The 20849-nt window shown below is 71.8% G+C and carries 20 protein-coding genes; 16 read left to right on the forward strand and 4 right to left on the reverse strand.

The window, feature by feature from the left end:
- Positions 1-163: 163 nt before the first annotated feature.
- Positions 164-625 (reverse strand): metallopeptidase family protein, encoded by a 462-nt coding sequence (locus ABZ193_RS05360; RefSeq protein WP_020422284.1) that lies wholly within the window; start codon positions 623-625, stop codon positions 164-166.
- Between the two features lie 96 nt (positions 626-721).
- On the opposite strand from ABZ193_RS05360, the gene ABZ193_RS05365 reads away from it, so the two are divergent.
- The 6 genes from ABZ193_RS05365 to ABZ193_RS05390 all read left to right on the forward strand — a co-directional run bounded on the left by ABZ193_RS05365 (position 722) and on the right by ABZ193_RS05390 (position 5764).
- Positions 722-1078 (forward strand): DUF3499 domain-containing protein, encoded by a 357-nt coding sequence (locus ABZ193_RS05365; protein ID WP_084506208.1) that lies wholly within the window; start codon positions 722-724, stop codon positions 1076-1078.
- Positions 1079-1157: 79 nt separating this feature from the next.
- Positions 1158-2513 carry a phosphomannomutase/phosphoglucomutase gene (locus tag ABZ193_RS05370; RefSeq protein ID WP_354709010.1) on the forward strand — a complete coding sequence of 452 codons (1356 nt, stop codon included), beginning with the start codon at positions 1158-1160 and terminating at the stop codon, positions 2511-2513.
- 9 nt (positions 2514-2522) lie between these two features.
- Positions 2523-2735, forward strand: a complete 213-nt coding sequence (locus tag ABZ193_RS05375) for a Trm112 family protein (RefSeq protein WP_020422281.1) — start codon at positions 2523-2525, stop codon at positions 2733-2735.
- Entirely contained in the window at positions 2719-3813 is a 1095-nt protein-coding gene (locus ABZ193_RS05380) for a hypothetical protein (RefSeq protein WP_020422280.1), read from the forward strand. Before ABZ193_RS05375 ends, ABZ193_RS05380 begins: the two co-directional genes overlap by 17 nt.
- Before the next feature lie 69 nt (positions 3814-3882).
- Positions 3883-5106 carry a mannose-6-phosphate isomerase, class I gene (manA, locus tag ABZ193_RS05385; RefSeq protein WP_020422279.1) on the forward strand — a complete coding sequence of 408 codons (1224 nt, stop codon included), beginning with the start codon at positions 3883-3885 and terminating at the stop codon, positions 5104-5106.
- Positions 5107-5143: 37 nt separating this feature from the next.
- Positions 5144-5764 carry a maleylpyruvate isomerase family mycothiol-dependent enzyme gene (locus ABZ193_RS05390; RefSeq protein WP_354709012.1) on the forward strand — a complete coding sequence of 207 codons (621 nt, stop codon included), beginning with the start codon at positions 5144-5146 and terminating at the stop codon, positions 5762-5764.
- Positions 5765-5991: 227 nt separating this feature from the next.
- Here ABZ193_RS05390 and ABZ193_RS05395 read toward each other — a convergent pair whose 3' ends face one another.
- On the reverse strand, positions 5992-6306 hold the full coding sequence (locus tag ABZ193_RS05395; protein ID WP_354709013.1) for a hypothetical protein: 315 nt from the start codon (positions 6304-6306) through the stop codon (positions 5992-5994).
- Positions 6307-6605: 299 nt separating this feature from the next.
- Positions 6606-7058 carry an Lrp/AsnC family transcriptional regulator gene (locus tag ABZ193_RS05400; RefSeq protein ID WP_027936492.1) on the reverse strand — a complete coding sequence of 151 codons (453 nt, stop codon included), beginning with the start codon at positions 7056-7058 and terminating at the stop codon, positions 6606-6608.
- Between the two features lie 80 nt (positions 7059-7138).
- On the opposite strand from ABZ193_RS05400, the gene ABZ193_RS05405 reads away from it, so the two are divergent.
- The 3 genes from ABZ193_RS05405 (at position 7139) to ABZ193_RS05415 (ending at position 10185) form a co-directional block, all read left to right on the forward strand.
- The gene (locus ABZ193_RS05405; protein WP_020422275.1) at positions 7139-7597 is read left to right on the forward strand and encodes a DUF2000 domain-containing protein; all 459 of its coding nucleotides are present in this window, start codon (positions 7139-7141) and stop codon (positions 7595-7597) included.
- 57 nt (positions 7598-7654) lie between these two features.
- A complete protein-coding gene (locus tag ABZ193_RS05410; RefSeq protein ID WP_354709015.1) occupies positions 7655-8569 on the forward strand; it encodes a cation diffusion facilitator family transporter in 915 nt (304 codons plus the stop codon).
- An 80-nt stretch (positions 8570-8649) separates the two neighbouring features.
- Complete coding sequence (locus ABZ193_RS05415; RefSeq protein ID WP_020422273.1) at positions 8650-10185, forward strand: amino acid permease; 1536 nt, start codon at positions 8650-8652, stop codon at positions 10183-10185.
- A 46-nt stretch (positions 10186-10231) separates the two neighbouring features.
- Here the strand turns inward: ABZ193_RS05415 and ABZ193_RS05420 are convergent, their stop codons facing one another.
- Positions 10232-12532 carry a hypothetical protein gene (locus ABZ193_RS05420; protein ID WP_354709016.1) on the reverse strand — a complete coding sequence of 767 codons (2301 nt, stop codon included), beginning with the start codon at positions 12530-12532 and terminating at the stop codon, positions 10232-10234.
- Between the two features lie 86 nt (positions 12533-12618).
- Here ABZ193_RS05420 and ahcY point away from each other — a divergent pair, with 86 nt between their 5' ends.
- From ahcY to ABZ193_RS05455, 7 genes are all read left to right on the forward strand, one after another.
- Entirely contained in the window at positions 12619-14091 is a 1473-nt protein-coding gene (gene ahcY / locus ABZ193_RS05425; protein WP_017984727.1) for an adenosylhomocysteinase, read from the forward strand.
- A 67-nt stretch (positions 14092-14158) separates the two neighbouring features.
- A complete protein-coding gene (locus tag ABZ193_RS05430) occupies positions 14159-14437 on the forward strand; it encodes a toxin-antitoxin system HicB family antitoxin (RefSeq protein WP_228685083.1) in 279 nt (92 codons plus the stop codon).
- Positions 14434-14880: a type II toxin-antitoxin system VapC family toxin gene (locus tag ABZ193_RS05435; protein WP_354709017.1), complete on the forward strand. Its 447-nt coding sequence runs from the start codon at positions 14434-14436 to the stop codon at positions 14878-14880. The genes ABZ193_RS05430 and ABZ193_RS05435 overlap by 4 nt, the downstream gene beginning before the upstream one ends.
- Positions 14881-14903: 23 nt before the next feature.
- The gene (locus tag ABZ193_RS05440) at positions 14904-15551 is read left to right on the forward strand and encodes a dTMP kinase (protein ID WP_020423370.1); all 648 of its coding nucleotides are present in this window, start codon (positions 14904-14906) and stop codon (positions 15549-15551) included.
- A gap of 74 nt (positions 15552-15625) precedes the next feature.
- Positions 15626-16303 (forward strand): MtrAB system response regulator MtrA, encoded by a 678-nt coding sequence (mtrA, locus tag ABZ193_RS05445; protein ID WP_017984723.1) that lies wholly within the window; start codon positions 15626-15628, stop codon positions 16301-16303.
- Between the two features lie 7 nt (positions 16304-16310).
- On the forward strand, positions 16311-18005 hold the full coding sequence (gene mtrB / locus ABZ193_RS05450; protein WP_235716327.1) for an MtrAB system histidine kinase MtrB: 1695 nt from the start codon (positions 16311-16313) through the stop codon (positions 18003-18005).
- A gap of 691 nt (positions 18006-18696) precedes the next feature.
- The gene (locus tag ABZ193_RS05455) at positions 18697-20442 is read left to right on the forward strand and encodes an LpqB family beta-propeller domain-containing protein (protein ID WP_020423368.1); all 1746 of its coding nucleotides are present in this window, start codon (positions 18697-18699) and stop codon (positions 20440-20442) included.
- The last annotated feature ends 407 nt before the right edge of the window (positions 20443-20849 follow it).

Consider the following 20849-nt stretch of genomic DNA (forward strand, 5'->3'; position numbering starts at 1 on the left):
GTGCGCTTCTCACCGGTGCCCGCTGCGGTGGAACCGCTGGCCGTGGTGCGCTCCTGAGCAATCCGGCAGTCCCGCGCAGCCGCTGCGCCCACGAGCCGGCCGGGGCGCCGCCACCCACCCGAGAACCAACGGCCTGGAAACCACTCGTTCCGGGCCCCGGGAACTACTCGCCGCCCTCGATGATGTCCGGTTCGACGCCCAGGTAGCCCGCCACCTGCTCCACCAGCACGTCGTGCACGAGCTCGGCCAGTTCGCCCGGGTCCTTGGCCCGCGCCTCCAGCGGCCGCCGGTACAACACGATCCGCGCGCGCGTCGGCAGGCCGACCCGGTCGACACCCGCCGGGACCAGGCGGGACAGCGGCACCGCCCCGTCGTGGAGCACCCCGTCGTCCGCCGGGCCGCCCGCGCCGCGGATCTCCGGCACGTCGTCGACCGCCACGTCGAGCTTGGTCAGCTGGTCCCGCCACCTGGCCTCGATCGGCTCCAGCGCATCGAGCACGAGCTGGTCGAACTTCTCCGCGCGGCTGGCCGCGGCCGGCAGGGTCGCCGGGTACAGCGGCCCGCGCAGCCCGCGGCCATGCCGGTCCCGGCGGACACGCCGCCGGTGCCGGGAACTTCGAGCCATAGACACATCCGGAAGGTTACGCGTTGGCCTCGGTCGGTGGCCTGCACCGGTGCGCCTGCGCGCACTTGTCAGGGGGAAGCGCTATCGTCCCTGATCGTGTCGAGCGTACGAAAGTGTTCGCGAACGGGGTGCCTGAACCCGGCCGTCGCCACGCTTACCTACGCCTACAGCGATTCGACCGCGGTGGTCGGTCCCCTCGCGACGGCGTCCGAGCCGCATTCCTACGACCTGTGCGAGGCGCACGCGCTCCGCCTGACCGCGCCCCGGGGCTGGGAGGTCGTCCGGCACGAGGGCGAGTTCGCCGCCCCGGACCGGTCCGACGACGAGCTCACGGCGCTCGCGGAGGCCGTCCGGGAGGCCGGCCGGTCGGACAAGCCCGCCCCGCCGCCGGAACCGGAGGGCCCCTCCGGCCGTCGCGGCCACCTGCGGGTGCTGCCCGACCCGATCTCGTAGGTCACGCCACATCCGCCTGGCGTTCCCCCGGTAGGCTCTCGGGTATCCGCAGCCCATGGACAACTCTCGGGGAGAGCGCGTGTCAGACCTGTCGGCCATCGTCAAGGCCTACGACATCCGGGGCGTCGTCGGCGAGCAGCTGGACGCCGGCCTCGTACGGGACTTCGGCGCCGCCTTCGCGCTGCTGATCAAGCCGGAGTCGCCGTCGGTGGTGATCGGCCACGACATGCGCGAGTCCTCGCCCGGCCTGGCCGCCGCGTTCGCCGAGGGCGTCACCTCGCAGGGCCTGGACGTCGTGTCGATCGGCCTGTGCAGCACCGACCAGCTCTACTTCGCCTCCGGGTCGCTCAACATGCCCGGCGCGATGTTCACCGCGAGCCACAACCCGGCCAAGTACAACGGCATCAAGCTCTGCCGCGCGGGCGCCGCCCCGGTGGGGCAGGAGTCCGGGCTCGCCGAGATCCGCGACACCGTCGAGCAGGGCGTGCCGGAGTTCGCCGGCCAGCCCGGCAGCGTCACCGAGCGGGACGTCCTCCGCGACTACGCCGCGTACCTGCGCAAGCTGGTCGACCTGTCCGGCAGCCGGCCGCTGAAGATCGCCGTCGACGCGGGCAACGGCATGGGCGGCCACACGGTCCCGACCGTGTTCGAGGGCCTGCCGATCGAGATCGTGCCGATGTACTTCGAGCTCGACGGCAGCTTCCCCAACCACGAGGCCAACCCGCTCGACCCGAAGAACCTGGTCGACCTGCAGGCCAAGGTCCGCGAGGTGGGCGCCGACGCGGGCCTGGCCTTCGACGGCGACGCCGACCGCTGCTTCGTGGTCGACGAGAACGGCGACCCGGTGTCGCCGAGCGCGATCACCGCGCTGGTCGCCGTGCGCGAGCTGGCCAAGGACCCCGGCGGCACGATCATCCACAACCTGATCACCTCGCAGGCCGTGCCGGAGATCGTCGCCGAGCACGGCGGCAAGCCGGTGCGCACCAGGGTCGGCCACTCGTTCATCAAGCAGGAGATGGCCGCCACCGGTGCGATCTTCGGCGGCGAGCACTCCGCGCACTACTACTTCCGCGACTTCTGGCGCGCCGACACCGGCATGCTGGCCGCGCTGCACGTGCTGGCCGCGCTCGGCGAGCAGGACCGGCCGCTGTCCGAGCTGACCGCGGAGTACTCGCGCTATGCGGCGTCCGGTGAGATCAACTCGACGGTCGACGACCAGGTCGCCAAGCAGCTCGCGGTCAAGGACGCGTTCGGCAGCCGCCCCGGCGTCGAGATCGACGAGATGGACGGCCTGACCGTGAAGCTGCCGAACAAGGCGTGGTTCAATCTGCGCCCGTCCAACACCGAGCCGCTGCTGCGGCTCAACGTCGAGGCCGCCGACGAGGACGCGGTCCGCGCGCTGACCGACGAAGTCCTCGCGATCGTTCGCAGCTAGGGAGGTTCCATGGCAGTCGCGCTCGATGCCCAGTTGCTGGAGATCCTGGCGTGCCCGTCCGACGACCACGCGCCGCTGCGCCCCGGAACGGCGAGCGACCCGGAGGCCGACGCGCTGACGTGCACCTCCTGTGGTCGCGAGTACCCGGTCCGGGACGGCATCCCGGTGCTGTTGCTCGACGAGGCCACGATTCCGGGTGAGTCCCGTGCCGACGGTGCTTGACGACACCCTCCTGGACGACCCCGCGCGCCTGGCGGAGGCCGACACTGCAGGACTGCTGAGGGCGGCGGCGATGGCTGGCGCCCAGGTGCGCTCCACCGCCGAGGTCGCCGCGGACGCCGAGCTGGCCGACCGGCTCGACCTCGGCCGTCCGCGGGCGCTGGTGCTCATCGTCCGTCCCGGGGTGAGCCGGAGCGTGGCGCGTCTGCTGTACGCGCTGCTGGCGCCGGCCTGCCCGGCGCCGGTCGTGGTCAGCGAGGCGGTGCCGCCGTGGATCGGGGCGCTGGACGTCGTCTTCGCGCACACCGACGACCCGTTCGACCGCGAGCTGGCCGCCGGCGTGGAGCGCGCCGCGCGGTACGGGGCGACGGTCGTGCTGTCCGCGCCGAACGAGGGCCCGGTCGCGGCGTCGCTGGCGGGCAAGGGCGTGCAGCTCGTCCCGCGGGTCCCGGTGCCGCCCGAACTGACCTTCGCCCGCGGCCTGGCCGCCGGGCTGCTCACCGCGAACGCACTCGGCCTGCTGGTCGCCGACGTGCAGTTGCTGGCCGACCAGCTCGACTCCGAGGCCGAGCGCGGCCACCTCGGCCGCGACTCCTTCGCCAACCCCGCCAAGGCGCTCGCCCTGCGGCTCGCCGACCGGATCCCGCTGCTGTGGGGGCTGGACCCGATCGCGGTCGCGGTCGCCCAGCACGCCGGATACGCGCTGGGCTCGTTCGCCGGGGTGGTCGCCGACATCGCCGACTACCGGCAGGCGCTGACCCGTCGCGCTCTGCGCCAGGCGGCGGCGAGCAGCTCCGGCGAGCGGGACATCTTCGCCGACCCCGATTTCGACACCGACCTGCCGAACTACCGGGTGCTGCTGCTCGCGGTGCACAGCGGCCCGGCGGCCGACGCGGCGCGCCACGACGCTTCGCATACGCTTCCCGGGGCCGGAGTGGTCGCCCCAGCGGACGAGATCGTCGGTGACGAGCCCGTGCGCGCCGGGGTGCTCGCGCTACGGTTCGAGCTGGCCGCGGTCTACCTCGGGCTGGCGACCGCCACCACGGGTGGTGGCGGGCACTACGAGCCCGCGTCCGCCTGACGCCGGTTTCGGGCCCGATCCCGCGGGAATCGGGCGAGGGGTTGGAAGAGCCAAGGAGTTGAGAAGACAGTGGAGCTGCTGCGCAATGCGGTGCGGCCCTACGCCTGGGGGTCCCGGACGACCATCCCCGAGCTGCTGGGACGCGAGGTGCCCGCGCCGCACCCGGAGGCGGAGCTGTGGATGGGCGCCCACCCCGGCGACCCGTCGCGCATCGTCGGCCCGGACGGTGACGAGCGCAGCCTGCTGGAACTCGTCGAGGCCGATCCGCTCGGCCAGCTGGGCCGGGAGTGCGCCGAGCACTGGGGCAACCGGCTGCCGTTCCTGCTGAAGATCCTCGCCGTCGAGGAGCCGCTGTCGATGCAGGCGCACCCGTCGGCCGAGCAGTCGGCCGAGGGCTACGCCCGCGAGGAGGCCGCCGGCATCCCGCGGGACGCGCCGAACCGGAACTACCCGGACCCGACCGCGAAGCCCGAACTGGTGTGCGCGCTGACCGAGTTCCACGCGCTGGCGGGCTTCCGCAAGCCGGAGCGCACGGTCGAGCTGCTGCGCGCCATCGAGACCCCCGGGCTGGCGAAGTACACCGAGCTGCTGGCCGCCCAGCCGGACTCCGACGGCCTGCGTGCGCTGTTCACCACCTGGATCACGCTGCCGCAGCCGGTGCTGGACGAGCTGCTGCCCGAGGTGCTCGACGCGTGCGTGCTGCACGTGAAGGACCACGGCGAGTTCGACGTCGAGTGCCGCACGATCCTCGAACTGGGCGAGGCGCACCCGCGGGACGCCGGTGTGCTGGCCGCGTTGCTGCTGAACCGGCTGACGCTGAGCGCCGGCGAGGCGATCTACCTGCCCGCCGGGAACCTGCACCTGTACCTGCACGGCACGGCCGTGGAGATCCTGGCGAACTCGGACAACATCCTGCGCTGCGGGCTCACGCCGAAGCACGTGGACGTGCCCGAGCTGCTCCGCGTCGTCGACTTCACCTGCGCGGACATGCCGATCCTGCGCGGTGAGCCGTCCGCGTGCGGCGAGGTGTACACGACCGACGCGCCGGAGTTCGAGCTGTCCCGGTGCGAGTGGGAGGCCGGGGAGACCGGTTCGCTGCGCGTCGACAACGGCAAGCCGCAGATCCTGCTGTGCACGCAGGGTTCGGTGCGGATCAAGGCGGAGAGCGGCCAGGAGATCGAACTGCGCCGCGGGCAGTCGGTGTGGGTGCCGGCTTCGGACCCGGCGGTCGCCGTGCACCCCGCGGAGAGCGGCCGGACGCAGTTGTTCCGCGCCACATCGGGCTGCCTGTAGCGATGATTCCGGCGGTGCCGGAACGGTCGTATGCGGCATGACCGAAAACCTCTGGCCGCTGGTGCACGCCGAACGGAAGGCACTCGCGGATGACCTCGCCGACCTGACCGACGAGCAGTGGGCGACGCCGTCGCTCTGCGCCGGGCTGTCCGTGCGCGAGGTGCTCGCCCACCTCACCGCGTCGGCGAGCCTGACGCCCGTGCGGTGGCTGGCTGGGGTGATCCGCTGCCGCTTCGACTTCGACAAGCAGGTGGCGGTGCGGCTGGCCGAGCACCTCGGCGACGCGCCGGCCGACACGCTCGCGCGGTTCCGCCGGGCCGTCGGCAGCACGACCAAGCCGCCACTGCCGGTGATCGCCCTGCTCGGCGAAGCGGTGGTGCACGGCGAGGACATCCGGCGGCCGCTCGAACTGCGGCGAGACCACCCGGAGCCGGTGCTGACCCGGCTGGCCGCGTACTACGCGGGCTCGGACCTCGTCGTCGTCGCGAAGAGCCGCATCAGCGGGTTGCGGCTGGCCGCCAGCGACGGCCCGTTCACGACCGGCTCCGGCCCGCTGGTCACCGGACCCACCCTCGCGCTGATCATGGCGATGACCGGCCGCACGGCGTACTGCGACGAACTCGACGGCGACGGGGTGGCTCTGCTCCGCGAGCGCTAGACGAGTGATGCGTAACTCGGTCAGTGGTCGTAGGCGGTGAGGGATCGGGTGGCGGGTTGGCCGGTGGCGCGGTGGTGCCAGATGGCGGCGGTGAGGGCTAGGAGGCGTTGGGCGATGCGGATGCCGACGCCTTCGATGGTGCGTCCCCCGTGCTGTTCTAGGTTCAGTGGGCCTTGAGGGTGTCGTTGACCGATTCGATGAGCTGGCGGATGGACTTGAGCAGCGGCTCACCCGGGATGGGGCTTGCGGTTGCGGTAGGACGGCCGGATCAGCCGGACGCCGCGCTCGGTGAGGTAGTGGTCGAGTTCGCGGGAGACGTAGCCTTTGTCGGCCATGATCAGCAGTCCGGGGTCCTCGGCGAGCAGGTGCAGGCGCAGGCCCCAGAACCAGCGGGAGTGCGAGCGGCAGAAGCCGTACTTGGCCCAGCCGGCCAGGTCCGAGCGCTTCACAGTGGGCAGGGACCGGCCACACTCCACCGGGGTCGAGTCGACGATCCAGGTGGCGTCGGCCCACAGGTCGGTGTCCGCCGCCAACCAGCGCATCACCTCCTTGACCAGTGGCAACGCGGCACACAGGCGACGGTTGTAGCCGGACTGGCCGGGCAAGTACCGGAACGCCGGGCATCCGGACGGGCAGGAACCGCAACCAGCGCGCCTCGGAGGTGAACCCCAGCAACGCCTGAGCCACGGCCAGGGTGACCAACTCGGCGTCGGTCCGCTTCGGTGGCCGGCCCAGCCGACGCCGGCCCGCCAAGCGGTCGTGTTCAGGTCTGTCGTCACGAACGGATCTTGAACACCCTTCGTCCGTCTCCAGACACCACCCAGACTTCCGCATTACTCGTCTAGGCCGGATCGATCACGCGGCTGCGGATGTGCTCGTAGACCACGCTCGTCCGCACGTCGGCCACTTCCTTGCGCTGCGTGAGGCGGTCGATGACGAACGCGTACAGGGCGTCGTTGTCCGGCACCGCCACGTGCACGAGGAAGTCCTCGCCGCCGGAGACCACGAACACGCCCAGCGTCTCGGGCAGCAGGGTCACCCATTCCCGGAAGGCATCGATGACCGGCCGGGACGGCGGGCGCACCCGGACGGCGATGAGCGCCTGCACCGGGCGGCCGATCTTGGCCAGGTCGAGGTCGACGTTGTAGCCGCGGATCACCCCGCGCTCGCGCAGCGCACGGACGCGCTCCAGCGACGTGGACGGCGAGACTCCGGTCGCGGCGGCCAGTTCCCGGTTGGTCCGCCGTCCGTCGCGCTGCAGTTCCCGCAGCAACGCCTGATCAAGTTCGTCCAAGCGGGCCAAAACGGGCCTCCCGTCGAATTAAGTTCGGACTTGCTGGCTGACTCGCACATCTTTGCCTAGCTTGTGCGCTCGTGACCACAGATCCTCAGGTTGAAGTTCAGCTCGACGCCACCACCCGCACCGCGAAGGTCAAGTGGGTGATCGTCGCCGACCCGTCGCTCGGGCCGGGTCTCGTCGCGAACGCCACCGCGTGCCTCGGCGCCGCGGTCGGCAAGGTCCTGCCCGACCTGGTCGGCCCGCAGGTCGAGGACGCCTCCGCCCGCCCGCACGCCGGGCTGCCGTGGACCGGCTGCTCGATCCTGGCCGCCGACGCGGCGAAGCTGCTGCAGATCCGCACGAAGGCCGCCAACCGGGAGGGCGTCTTCGTGGCCGACATGTCCAAGCACGCGCAGGCCAGCCGGTCCTACGTGGAGTACACCGAGGCCATGGCGGGTACCGACGAGGAGGCCTTCGAGTACTACGCCGTGAGCCTGGTGGGGCCGCGGAACAAGATCGACAAACTGGTCGGCGGACTCCCACTGCTGCGCTGAGGCGGGAAGCTCTAGGCTCACTGCGACAAAACGGAAAGACTTCAGCAGGGGGTCAGCGTGTCGGCAAGTGGCGGAACGAAGGCGATCGTCGCGGCATTGATCGCCAACGCCGGGATCGCCGCGGCGAAGTTCGTCGGGTTCCTGATCACGGGGTCGTCGTCCATGCTCGCCGAGTCGGTGCACTCGGTCGCCGACACCTCCAACCAGGGTCTTCTCCTGCTCGGCCAACGCCAGGCGCGGCGGCGGGCCACCCGGGAGCACCCGTTCGGCTTCGGCCGGGAGCGGTACTTCTGGTCGTTCGTGGTCGCGTTGATGCTGTTCACGCTCGGCTCGGTGTTCGCGCTCTACGAGGGCATCCACAAGATCGAGCACCCGGAGCCGCTGACCAGCCCGCTGGTCGCGGTCGGCATCCTGGTCGTCGCGATCGGCCTGGAGACCTACTCGTTCATGACCGCGATCAAGGAGTCGCGCAAGATCAAGGGCGACGCGACCTGGTGGCAGTTCATCCGCCAGTCGCGCACGCCGGAGCTGCCGGTCGTGCTGCTGGAGGACACCGGCGCGCTGCTCGGCCTGATCTTCGCGTTGATCGGCGTCGGGCTGTCCGAGGTGACCGGCGAGCCGGTGTGGGACGGCATCGGCACCGTGATGATCGGTGTCCTGCTCGGCATCATCGCGATCATCCTCATCGTCGAGATGAAGAGCCTGCTGATCGGCGAGGGCGCCACCGACCGCGAACTGGACAGCATCTGCGAGGCCCTGACCGGCGGCCGCGTCGACCGCGTCATCCACATCCGCACCCAGTACCTCGGCCCGGACGAGCTGCTGGTCGCCGCGAAGCTCGCGCTCGCCCCGCGCCTGGAGCTGTCCGAGGTGGCGGGCGAGATCGACGGGGCCGAGGCCAGGGTGCGCGAGCGGGTGCCGTCCGCGCGGCTGATCTACCTGGAGCCGGACCTGGACCGCCAGCTCGTCTGACCTCCGATTCGCTCGCCTCACCCGTTCGCGTTAGGGTGACCAACCGGACCTGAGACCCAGGACACCGGGAGGAGACACCCTTGCCAGGTAACGGGCTGTGGCGCACGAAGTCGATCGAGCAGTCCATTAAGGACACCGACGAGCCGGACACCAGGTTGCGGCGCAACCTGTCCGCGTGGGACCTGACGGTGTTCGGGGTCGCGGTCGTGATCGGCGCCGGTATCTTCACGCTGACCGCGCGCACGGCGGGCGACTACGCCGGACCGTCGGTGTCGCTGGCGTTCGTGTTCGCCGCGATCGCGTGCGGTCTCGCCGCGCTGTGCTATGCCGAGTTCGCCTCGACGGTGCCGGTCGCCGGGAGCGCGTACACGTTCTCGTACGCGACGTTCGGCGAGTTCATGGCCTGGATCATCGGCTGGGACCTGGTGCTCGAGCTCGCCGTCGGTGCCGCCGCGGTGTCCAAGGGCTGGTCGGTGTACCTGGAGACGGTGCTCGGCTACATCTTCGGCGACGGCGCGAAGACGACGTTCGACATCGGCGGCGTCACCGTCGACTGGGGTGCGCTGATCCTGGTGCTCGCGCTGGCCCTGGTGCTGACGATCGGCACCAAGCTGTCCTCCCGGGTGTCCATGGTGATCACCGCGATCAAGGTCGGCATCGTGCTGTTCGTGATCGTGCTCGGCCTGTTCTACGTCAAGGGCGCCAACTACTCGCCCTACATCCCGCCGGGCGCCCCTGCGGCCAGCGGTGAGTCGGGCGTCGACCAGTCGCTGTTCTCGGTCATCGCGGGCGGCGCGAGCAGCTCGTTCGGCCTGTTCGGTCTGCTGGCCGGAGCCTCGCTGGTGTTCTTCGCGTTCATCGGGTTCGACATCGTGGCCACCACCGCGGAGGAGACGAAGAACCCGCAGCGCTCGGTGCCGCGCGGCATCTTCGGCTCGCTGGCGATCGTCACCGTGCTGTACGTGGCCGTGTCGCTGGTGGTCGTCGGCATGGTGCCCTACACCGACCTGGCCACCGACGCGGGCGACGGCAGCCACAAGACGCTGGCGACCGCGTTCGCCGCGAACGGCGTCAACTGGGCGGCGAACGTCATCTCGATCGGCGCGCTGGCCGGCCTGACCACCGTGGTGATGGTGCTGATGCTCGGCCAGGTCCGGGTGCTGTACGCGATGTCGCGCGACGGCCTGCTGCCGCGCTCGCTGGCCCGCACGAGCGAGCGGGGCACCCCGGCACGCGCGACCATGCTGGTCGGCCTGCTGGTCGCGGTGGCGGCCACGTTCTTCCCGGCGGACAAGCTGGAGGAGATGGTCAACGTCGGCACGCTGTTCGCGTTCGTGCTGGTGTCGGCCGGCGTGCTGGTGCTGCGCCGCACGCGGCCGGACCTGCCGCGCGCGTTCCGGGTGCCGTGGGTGCCGGTGGTGCCGATCCTCGCGATCCTGGCGTGCCTGTGGCTGATGCTGAACCTGACGGTGCTGACCTGGCTGCGGTTCCTGGCCTGGATGGCGCTGGGCGTGGTCATCTACTTCGCCTACAGCCGCCGCCACTCCCTGCTCGGCAAGCGCGGCGCGACCGAGTCGCCGATGCCGGTGGAAGGCGCCGATCCGACGAAACCCTGAGTCAGCAAGGAAAAGGCCCCCTCGCCGAGGGGGCCTTTTCGTTTGCTCAGCGAGCCATGTTCAGGTGGAACCGGGGGAGGTCGGGGAACAGGGGGACCTGCTCGGCCTCTCCGCGAGCCGGTTTGCCCGGTGTCTCCAGGCCGGCGGCGATGGCCACCGCCTGGTCCCACTCCGGGTCCACCAGGTAGTCCGCGTGGCCGAGCACCCCGGCCGCCCAGCGGCGCGCGCCGGAGGGCGGGTGGACGGGGTCGGGCAGCCAGTGGTCCCCGCCGAGGACGAGCGCGCCGGTCGCGCCCGCGGCGGCCGGCGGCAGGGCACCCCAGCCGCCGTCCGGCAGGTAGCCCTCGCCGGTGAGCTTGTCGCCGTCGACCTGGTGCCGCCAGGTGGTCACGCCGCCGCCGAAGATGTCCGTGCCGCGCGCCAGCCCGCGCCACCGCCCGTCCAGCGATCCGTACAGCGTGGCGAGCGCGGCGTGCGGCAGCACCGCCGGGAACGCCCGCTGGTACCCCCACTGCAGCGGTGACCCGGCGCTGAGCAGGCCGACCCGTTCCCGGTCCGCCGGGGACACGCTGTGCACGAGCCGCGCGGCCGCGATCACCGCCAGCACGCTGCCCAGCTTCTCCCCGCCCAGCACCACGCGTGTGTTCGGCTCGGCCAGGTGCTCCTTCGCGCGGGCGGCGAGGTCCGGCACCACCTTCAGCGCGTAGCACGGCGGGATCGCCGGGTGCGCCGCCCGCGGCCAGAAGCACACGAGGTCCGCCAGCGCGCCCAGGTGCCGGTTGCGCCCCGGCTTCGTGGCCGCGGTGTAGACCACCCGCAGCAGCCCGACGGCCAGCACGCCCAAGCCGAACACCCCGGCCGCGGACAGCGGGTCGAGCCAGCCGGGGAACGTGCCGAAGCCGTACCAGGCGACCAGCAACGCGGCCGCGCCGAGCGACAGCCCTGCGATCACGCCGAGCGCGAGGTGGTGCAGGTGCCGCCGTTCCCAGGCCGACCGGGCCCACGCGGCAGCCGCGGACTGCTCGTCCGCCGGAGACTGCAGCATCCGCACGATTCCGGGAATCCCGCGCGACCGCCGCCGCAGCGGCACGGCCACCGCGAACCCGAGCACGCCCAGCACGATCGCCAGCACCAGACCGCCGCCCCACAGGGCGGTCACCAGCCGGTAGCTGTCCGGCAGCCGCAGGTCACCGGCTCCGGCCAGCCGCCGCAGCCCCGTCGCCAGCCCCGCGCCGAACCCGCCGCCGAGCAGCGCCGCGAGCGCCAGCGCCGGCGCGGCCGCCCAGCCGCCTGCCCACGGCCGCAGCCGCTTCGGCAGCTCGCGCCACGTCCGCCGCGCCAGCAGCGCCGCCGGGACCAGCAGCAACGCGAACACCAGCCACGCGCCGAGCAGCGCCGCGCCGACGCCTTCCACGGTCGCGTCCGATCCGGTGGGGACGGCGCCGCGCACCCCGACCGCGACGAGCAGCGCCACCGCCACCCACAGCAGCCCGCCGCGCGCCCACCGCGGCAGGTCCCGCACTCCGGAGGCCGACGTGACGAGCGCGACCCCGGTGAGGACCAGCGACGCGGCCCACAGCAGCCGCCCGAAGACGTCGCCGGGCACGTGCAGCGGCCCGCCGACGGCGAGCAGCGCGACGGTGCTCAGCGCCGCGAGGGTGTGCACGGAGCGCAGCACGGGCGAATCGGTGTCGCCGCGCAGCACGTCACCGGGCAGCGTGTCGCCGGGCGGCGGCGGGGTGTGCGCCCGGACGGTCCAGTTCGTGCCGGACACCCGGTACAGCACGAGCACCACCAGCGCGGCCGGCAGCAGCCCCGCCGTCAGGCGGACCTGCTCGACGTCGCGCAGCCAGTCCGGCAGCCAGGTCAGGCAGCGGCGGCCGGGCGCAAGGCACTGCGCGGCGAACAGGTCCAGCGTGATGACCGCGACCTGCGCGACGAGCAGCATCGTCAGCAGCAGCGCGGCGATCCGCAGCACGCCCCGGCACAGCCCGCCGAGCACGGCCGCCGCGCGGCTGCCGTCCGGCACCGGCGGCAGCATCCAGTGCGCCACGTTGGCCAGCGAGAAGGGGAACAGCAGCGCCCACGCCGCTTTCGTGGCGCCCCCGGAGGTCATGCCGCTCCACAGGTAACCCTCGAGCGTGCGGGGGACCGAGCGGCCGAGCGCCTGCAGCACCGGGCCGGGCGCGGGGCGTCGCAGCCGGTCCGACGGGCGGATCACCCGGCCCATACCGTCCCCGGCGACTTCCACCGTGCCGGCCGCGTCCAGCAGCTCTTCGCCGCTGGTGCCGGACAGGCCCGGCACGCGTAGTTCGACCACTCGGGTGTCGGGACCAGGAAGCGGCACGTCGGCTGTCTCCTTTTCCGGGTGTTCCGCGATGAACGGACAACGGTACTGTTCAGGTGGAGTCGATCGTTGGAGGAAATGCCGCTATGACCCCCGAAAGCGTTGCGAAGTGGCACGACACCCGCAACGGGGTGGAATTCGCCGTCGCGGATCTGGAGCTGGCCGAGTTCGGCCGCAAGGAGATCCGGCTGGCCGAGCACGAGATGCCGGGGCTGATGGCGCTGCGCCGTGAGTACGCGGAGGTGAACCCCCTGCGCGGTGCGCGGGTGTCGGGTTCGCTGCACATGACGGTGCAGACGGCGGTGCTGATCGAGACGCTGGTCTCGCTCGGCGCCGAAGTGCGCTGGGCGTCCTGCAACATCTTCTCCACGCAGGACCACGCGGCGGCCGCGGTCGTGGTGGGCCCGCACGGCACTCCGGAGGCGCCGCAGGGTGTGCCGGTGTTCGCCTGGAAGGGCGAGTCGCTGGAGGAGTACTGGTGGTGCACCGAGCGGATGCTGACCTGGGACGGCGAGGGTCCGAACATGATCCTCGACGACGGCGGCGACGCGACGCTGCTCGTGCACAAGGGCACCCAGTACGAGGCGGCCGGGGTGGTGCCGCAGCCCGACGACAACGACTCCGACGAGTGGAAGGTCGTGCTGGAGCTGCTGCGGGCCTCGCTCGCCGCGGACGGCCAGAAGTGGACCCGGATCGGCCAGGGCGTGCGCGGGGTGACCGAGGAGACCACCACCGGTGTGCTGCGGCTGTACCAGCTGGCGGCGGCGGGTGAGCTGCTGTTCCCGGCGATCAACGTCAACGACTCGGTGACCAAGTCGAAGTTCGACAACCGCTACGGCATCCGGCACTCGCTGATCGACGGCATCAACCGCGGCACCGACGTGCTGATCGGCGGCAAGGTCGCGGTGGTCTGCGGTTACGGCGACGTCGGCAAGGGCGCGGCGGAGTCGCTGTCCGGCCAGGGCGCGCGGGTGATCGTCACCGAGATCGACCCGATCTGCGCGCTGCAGGCGGCGATGGACGGCTACCAGGTCAAGACGCTGGAGTCGGCGCTGCCCGAGGCCGACATCGTGATCACCACGACCGGCAACAAGGACGTGGTGATGGCCGAGCACATGGCCCGGATGAAGCACCAGACGATCGTGGGCAACATCGGCCACTTCGACAACGAGATCGACATGGCCGGGCTCGCCCGCTACCCCGGTATCCGCCGCATCAACATCAAGCCGCAGGTCGACGAGTGGGTCTTCCCGGACGGCCACAGCGTGCTGGTGCTGTCCGAGGGCCGGCTGCTGAACCTGGGCAACGCGACCGGGCACCCCAGCTTCGTGATGTCGAACTCCTTCTCCAACCAGGTCATCGCGCAGATCGAGCTGTTCACCAAGCACGAGGAGTACGACAAGGAGGTGTACCGCCTGCCGAAGAAGCTGGACGAGAAGGTGGCGCGCATCCACCTCCAGGCCCTCGGTGGCGAGCTGACCAAGCTGACGAAGGAGCAGGCCGAGTACATCGACGTCGACGTCGAGGGCCCGTTCAAGTCGGAGCACTACCGCTACTGACCGCACCCTGCCGCTCTGGGGTGCTATCATGGGTCGCCGCCTGTGATAGCATCTCAGTATGCGGCAGATGATCACGCGTCTTGACGACGACTTGCACGCCAGGGTGAAGGCGAAAGCCGAGGCCGAGGGGCGCAGCGTCAACGAGTTCGTGACCGAAATCCTGAAGGCCGCGGTCGACCGGCCGGAGTCCCGCCGGGAACGCAAGCAGCGCCTGCTCGCCGACGGCAAGCTCGTCGCGTTCGCGCCCGACGGCCCGGTGCCCACCCGCGCGCAACTGGACGAGGCTCTCAGGGGTAGCGGGACCTCCGTCAGCGAGGCTCTCGACTGGACGCGGGGCGAGTGGTGACGGTCCTCTACGCCGACACGAGCGCGGTGGTCCGGGCGTTCCTCCCCGACGAGCCGGAGCACGAGCAGATGATCGAGTTGCTCCTCGACAACGAAGACCTGGTGCTCACGAGCGAGCTGACCAGGGTCGAGTTCACCAGTGCGATGGCGACCGCGTGGAACAACGGCCGGATCCGCGACGCCAAGCTCGCGCTCGCGCGCTTCGACGCCGAAGCCGGTTGTGACGGCGCGTTGAGCCTCGTGCCGCTCGTGCCCCAGGTGATCATGCCGGCGGCGTACCGGCTGGTGTCCGACCACCACTCGCTCCGCACGCTCGACGCGATCCACCTGGCCGTCGCGCTGCACGACACGGCTGGCCTGACCGATGGGGAACCGGTCGTGATGGTCACCCGCGACCAGCGGCAGGCCGACGCCGCCAAGGCGCACGGCCTCGAAGTGCGCTGACTGCCGCCGGATAGCCTGGGCCCGTGGGCAAGCTGGTGGTCATCGAGGGGCTCGACGGTGCGGGCAAGCGCACCCTGACCGACGGCCTCACCAAGGCGCTGCACGACCAGGGCCGCACGGTCACCACGCTCGCCTTCCCCCGCTACGGCCGCAGCGTGCACGCCGACCTCATCCACGAGGGCCTGCACCGCCGTCACGGCGACCTCACCGACTCCGTCTACGGCATGGGCCTGCTCTACGCCCTCGACCGCCGCGAGGCCGCTCCCGAGATCCGCGCCGGTCTCGACACCCACGACGTCGTGCTGCTCGACCGGTACGTCGCCTCCAACGCCGCCTACGGTGCGGCCCGCCTGCGGCAGCACGCCGACGGCGAGTTCGTCCGCTGGGTCCGCGAGATCGAGATCGACCGCTTCGGCCTGCCGCTGCCGGACGCGCAGATCCTGCTGCGCGTCCCGCCCGCCGTCGCCGCCGAGCGGGCCGAGCAGCGGGCCTCGACCGATGCCGGCCGGGCCAAGGACGCGTTCGAGTCCGACGACGACCTCCAGTCCCGCTGCGCGGCCGTCTACGACGAGCTCGCCGCCGCGTCCTGGTTGTCCGGATGGCACGTCGTCGACGGCGCGGCGGGGGTCGACCACGCCGCCCTCGTCACCCGGCTGGTCCATCCGGGCTAACCGGTGTGCTCAGTTCGTGACGTGTTCGCAGGGTCGGACGTCACGAACGGTCTCCGTAGTGCGAATATGTGGTCATGAAGGCACGTGTGTTGGTCGTCGACGACGACCCCGCTCTCGCGGAGATGCTCACCATCGTGCTGCGCGGCGAGGGGTTCGACACCGCGGTGGTGGCGGACGGCTCCCGGGCGCTGCCCGCCCTGCGGGAGCTGAAGCCCGATCTCGTGCTGCTCGACCTGATGCTCCCCGGCATGAACGGCATCGACGTCTGCAAGGCGATCCGGGCCGAGTCGGGCGTGCCGATCGTCATGCTCACCGCGAAGAGCGACACGGTCGACATCGTGCTGGGCCTGGAGTCCGGCGCCGACGACTACGTGGTCAAGCCGTTCAAGCCGAAGGAGCTGGTCGCGCGTGTGCGCGCCCGCCTGCGGCGCACCGAGGCCGAGCCGGCCGAGACGCTCACGATCGGTGACCTGACCATCGACGTGCCCGGTCACGAGGTGACCCGGGAGGGCAAGGCCATCCCGCTCACCCCGCTGGAGTTCGACCTGCTGGTCGCGCTGGCCCGCAAGCCCCGCCAGGTGTTCACCCGCGAGGTCCTGCTCGAGCAGGTCTGGGGCTACCGGCACGCGGCCGACACCCGCCTGGTCAACGTGCACGTGCAGCGGCTGCGCTCGAAGGTCGAGAAGGACCCCGAGCACCCCGAGGTCGTCCTGACCGTGCGCGGCGTCGGGTACAAGGCGGGCCCGCCGTAACAGACACATGAAGCGAAGAGTCCTGGCCTTCGTCCGCGCGGTGCTGCGACTGGCCCCCCGCGCGGGCGCCTACGCCCGTGGCCGCGCGGTCGCGTTCGGCGTGTTGTGGCGGCGGTCGCTGCAGTTCAAGGTGACCGTGTCAACGCTCGCCCTGTCGTCGGCGGTCGGTCTCGTGCTGGGCATGGTGCTGCAGAACCAGATCACGCAGCGCCTCACCGACACCAAGCGGCAGGCCGCCGTCGCGCAGACCCTGCAGGTCGTGCGCACGGCGGAGAACGAGCTGGTCGGCATCAGCGACCAGGACGCGCTGGCCGACCGGCTGCAGAACGCGTTGAAGAAGATCACCAGCAGCTCGTCGGAGGACCAGGGCACGGCGGCGTCGGCGGCGGGCGCGTTCGAGCCGGTGCTGACCGCGGGCGGGGAGGACTCGACCGACTCGGCCGGCCCGATCACGAAGGTGCCGGACGGCCTGCAGCGGTTCGTCGAGAACAACCAGGTCGCCTGGCAGATCAACACCGACACCGACGCGGACGGCACCCGAACCACGCACCTGATCGTCGGCGCGCCGGTCACCAGCACCGGCCGCCCGATCCAGCTGTACCTGCTGTTCCCGATGACCGCGGAGCAGAACACGGTCCAGACCGTGCAGAACACGCTGCTGGTCGGTGGTCTCGTGTTGCTCGTGCTGCTGGCTGGCATCGCGAACCTGGTCACCCGGCAGGTCGTGCGCCCGGTCCGGCAGGCCGCGGCGGCCGCCGCCCGGTTCGCGGGCGGTGAGCTGGACGAACGCCTGCCGGTCACGGGCGAGGACGACCTGTCGAAGCTCGCCGTGTCCTACAACGAGATGGCCGCGAGCATCCAGCACCAGATCCGGCAGCTGGAGGAGTTCGGCACGCTGCAGCGCCGGTTCACCTCGGACGTGTCGCACGAGCTGCGGACCCCGTTGACGACGGTGCGGATGGCGGCGGACGTCCTGCACGCCTCGCGCGAGCAGTTCCCGGCCGGGCTGGCCCGCTCCACCGAGTTGCTGGTCGACGAGCTGGACCGGTTCGAGGCGCTGCTCGGCGACCTGCTGGAGATCAGCAGGCTGGACGCCGGTGTCGAGGAGCTGGCCGCGGAGTTCATCGACGTGTCTTCGATCGCGCGGCGCGCGGTGGAGCAGGTGCGGGTGATCGCGGGCAACGCGGAGACCGAGATCGAGCTGGAGCTGCCCGAGGAGGAGACGCTCGCCGAGATCGACGCCCGCCGCGTCGAGCGGATCCTGCGCAACCTGCTGGCCAACGCCGTCGACCACAGCGAGGGCAACCCGGTGCGGCTCACGCTGGCGGCGAACGAGCACGCGGTCGCGATCACGGTGCGGGACCACGGCGTCGGCCTGCGGCCCGGGGAGGCCGACCTGGTGTTCAACCGGTTCTGGCGCGCGGACCCGTCCCGCAACCGCCGCACCGGCGGCACCGGCCTGGGGCTGGCGATCAGCCACGAGGACGCCCGCCTGCACGGCGGCCAGCTGGAGGCGTGGGGCGCGCCTGGGCAGGGCGCGTGCTTCCGGCTGACGCTGCCACGCAAGCAGGACGAGCCCTTCGAGGAGAGCCCGCTACCCCTGGTCCCGGACGACGCCCCGGCGACCAACGGGCACCTGCAGATCGGCCTGCCGACCGAGTACACGATCACGATCGGCGAGATGCGCAAGGAGGACGCATGAGTGAGCCGCACGCGACGCCGCTCAAGCGCCCCAGCCCGCGATGCCAGGTGGTGCACGGCGTTGGCCCCGCGAGTGCTGCTGGTCCGCTGCGTTCCGGCCGGCCGCGTGGCGGTGGCTCCGTGAGTGCTGCGGTTCGGCTGTGTGCCGGTCGGCCGCGTGGCGGTGGCTCCGTGAGTGCTGCGGTTCGGTTGCGTTCCGGCCAGGGGCGTGGCGTTGGCTCCGTGAGCGCTGCGGTTCGGTTGCGTGCCGGCCAGGCGCGTGGCGTTGGCTCCGTGAGTGCTGCTGTTCGGCTGCGTGCCGGCCAGGCGCGCGGCGGCCGCTCTTTGGGCGCGGCCCTGCCCGGCACGGGTCGGTCCTTGGCCACGGCCCTGCCCGGAGCGTTTCGATCCCTAGGCGCAGTTCTTCCTGCGGCGGTTCCCTCCTGGAGTGCAGCTGGTGTTGAGGCGCGTCGGTCTATGGGGGCAGCTTCTCCCTGGTCGGGCCGTTCCTTGAGTGCCGCTGTTTCCGGGGCGCGCCGCTCCTCGAGCGCAGTTCTGTCTGGGGAGGGGCGCTCCCTGAGCGCATCCGTTCCCGGGGTGTGTCCCTCCTTCGGTGGAGCTGTTCTCGGTGCCGGTCGCTCGTTGAGCGCGGTCCTGCCCGAATCGCAGATCCCGCTGGCGGGCTGGGCGCGGCTGTCCGTACGGGAGGGCGTGTGAGGGTCCTGTCGCGGCTGTTCGCCTTGTTCGCCTGCCTCGTGCTCGCCGCGGGGTGCGCGAACGTGCCCGAGGAATCGCAGCCCGTCGCCGTGCCGCAGCAGGAGCTGGGGCAGCCGGTCAACCCGGACGTGCCGCAGCCGGCGAAGGACCTGGACGCGCTGACCGTCGTCCGCGACTTCGTCCGCGCGAGCGCCCAGCCGATCAGCAACAACGCCGCCGCGCGCATGTACCTCGACGAGGGCGCGGCCAAGGCGTGGGCGCCCGGCAAGGTCATCACGATCATCGACGACGTGTTCGCGACCGTCCCGGCCACCGGCGCGGACACGACGGCGAACCCGAACGAGGTCAACGTAGTGCTGCGCGGCACCGGCCTCGGCACGCTGCGTGAGGACGGCGCGTTCATCTCGCTGCGCACGCCGGTCGAGCTGAAGCTGCTGGTGCGGCGCCAGTCCGACGGGCAGTGGCGGATCACGAACCCGCCGCCGAACCTCGTGATGCCCTACAGCGACTTCACCGCGAACTACGTGCGGGTGCAGGCGTTCTTCTTCGCGCAGGACTCCAACACCGTGGTGCCCGACCTGCGGTACGTGGCGGGCAAACCGCAGACCGGCCTCGCCGGGCGCGTGGTCGGGCTGCTGCTGGCCGGGCCGTCGACGAGCCTGGTCGGCGCGGTGCGGAACCTCCTTCCCGAGGATGCGAACACCGAGGGCAACGTGACGACCGCGCCGGACGGTGCGCTCGTCGTCCCGCTGACCGGCGTGGCCGACCAGACCGCGGACGTGCGGCGGCTGATCGCGGCGCAGATCGTGCTGTCGCTGCAGTCGGTGACCACGAACCGGGTGCGGCTGTTGTCCGACGGCGCCCCGCTGGTGGACGGGCACGAGGACTGGGTGCCGAGCGATCTGCCGTCCTACACGGCGCTGGCTTCGCCGAGCGCGGACCAGCCCGGGCTGGTGACCGTGAACGGGCGGGTGCGCTCGCTCGGTGACGGTTCGCTGATCTCCGGCCCGGCCGGCCAGGGCAGCGGCTACCAGGTGGCGAGCGCGGCCCAGTCGATCGACGGGCGTCAGCTGGCGATCGTCGAGTACGCCGACGGGCGGCAGCGGCTGCGGGTCGGTCAGTTCGGCAAGGACGCGGCCGCCGTCGACCTCGCGGGCGCGACGATGACCCGGCCGACCTGGCGGCCCACGGCCACCGCGGACGGTTCCGGTGAGGTGTGGACCGTCGTGGACGGGCAGACGGTGGTCCGAGCATTGCGGACGCCGGACGGCAGCTGGGTGCCGCAGGTGGTGAACGCCGATGAGATCCTCCAGGTCGGTCCGATCAGTGTGCTGCGGTTGTCCCGCGACGGCGCGCGGGCCGCGGTGGTCGCGGGCGGGCAGTTGCTCGTGGCGTCGGTGGTGCGCACCCAGGACTCGGTGACGCTGCGGGCGCCGCGGATCCTGCAGGGCGGCACCCTGGGCGGGGTCGTGGACGTCGACTGGCTCAGCCAGGACGCGCTGGTCGCCGCCACGACCATGCCGTCGCAGCCGGTGGTCAAGATCCCGATCGACGGGCTCCGGCTGGACCCGTTCAACATCTCGAACCTGACGCTGCCGGTCCACGCCATCACCGCCGCACCCGGCCGGTCGATCGTCGTCGCGGACGACGGCGGCCTGTGGACGGCCTCCGACGTCGGCGAAGTGTGGCGCCCGCACCCGCACAGCTTCGGCGGCAATGCGTCGCCGTTCTACCCGGGCTGACCTCCGGGCGCGACAGCGACCTCCGGCGGTGGGGGGTGCCGGGGCGTCCGGTGGTGGTGAGGGTGGCCGGGCGGCGAGGGCTGGCCGTTTACTCCGGGGGTCTGTGGGCGTGCGGCAGCGAGCCGCGGTGGCGGAAGGGCCCGGGGCACCCGGCGGCCGTGAGGACGACCGGGTGGCGGCGCCTCGCCGTTGTACCTCGGCGGTTCTGCAGGCGCGAGGTAGCGAGCCGCGGCGGCGGATGGTTCCGGGTCACCCGGCGGCCGTGAGGACGACTGGGCGGCGGCGCCTCGCCGTTGTACCCCGGGGGACCTGCGGGCGCGCGGTAGCGAGCTCCGGCGGCGGAGGGCCGCGGGGCACCCGGTAGCTGTCAGGGCGACCGGGTGGTGACGGCTCGCCGTCCTACTCCG

It is taken from the genome of Amycolatopsis sp. NPDC006125 (assembly GCF_040614195.1).
GTDB classification, from domain to species: domain Bacteria; phylum Actinomycetota; class Actinomycetes; order Mycobacteriales; family Pseudonocardiaceae; genus Amycolatopsis_E; species Amycolatopsis_E tucumanensis.